Source organism: Ferrimicrobium sp. (genome assembly GCF_027364955.1).
GTDB lineage: Bacteria > Actinomycetota > Acidimicrobiia > Acidimicrobiales > Acidimicrobiaceae > Ferrimicrobium.
Genome location: NZ_DAHXOI010000076.1, coordinates 1 through 851 on the forward strand (window position 1 = coordinate 1; position 851 = coordinate 851).

2 protein-coding genes are annotated in these 851 nt (G+C 40.7%); both read right to left on the reverse strand.

The genetic code is table 11. The features are described from left to right. Nucleotides 1–305 (reverse strand): hypothetical protein (locus M7Q83_RS14085; RefSeq protein ID WP_298340266.1); only part of this gene is annotated, 305 nt, incomplete at its 3' end. After that, complete coding sequence (locus M7Q83_RS14090) at nt 302–841, reverse strand: hypothetical protein (RefSeq protein WP_298340268.1); 540 nt, start codon at nt 839–841, stop codon at nt 302–304. The genes M7Q83_RS14085 and M7Q83_RS14090, both read right to left, overlap by 4 nt. Between the last annotated feature and the right edge of the window lie 10 nt (nt 842–851).

Sequence of the window (851 nt, forward strand, 5' to 3'; positions counted from 1 at the left end):
TCATTTATGAAACCTGCAGCTCCAAGATAGATATATCTTGTTATGGTTACCGAAGTGCCAAGAAAGTCCTTGTATGTTACTGTAACCTCTGCCAGTGCTGACGCTGCTGCTCCGAAGTCCACATCTCCTATGATACATTCCTGTCCTGCTTCAACAGTAAATGATGCAAGTGTAAGATTTCCTGCTGCCGATGGTGATTGCTCCCCTGATGCGATCTGGATATCATTAGGCACAATATCGTCAATATATTCACCTGTAAGACCGTCGAGTTTTCTTCCAAAAACAAACTGTGTATGATCTTTCACTGTTCTCCCCTCTGATAGAATGTGCTGGTATATTGAATTGGTGCTGGCTTATCTGATGAAAGTGGTTTACTGACCTTATACTCATATAGCAGGATATGGAGTGTTCCCCTGATTGTTTTTGTTAGGGAAGTATTTGTCAGTGTAAAGGAAACATTGCCTGCTGGATCATCATATACGAACAAAGGAAAATTCACACTTCCATAAGGAGTAAGCACACTGTCCTGTGGATATGAGAAAGAATTTAGAGAGTTGATATCAACACTGTTAATTGTCCATGCCACACTAAGATATTTGTTATCAATCCATGTAACCCACTGCTTAAGACCTGATGTCCTGAAAACGCTTACTGCTCCTGATCCTGTTCCTATGTTTATTGTCTGATCTGTAATATCAAGATCGGGGCCTATCTCATAGGCATATTCAAGATCAAAGAATCTTGGCTGTGCCATGATCCTTACGTATTGCTCAATTCCGTTTTTATAAACACTTACCCACTGACCTGATAGTAATGGGAATGGTATCTCGTTCTCACCCATACATTCTCAC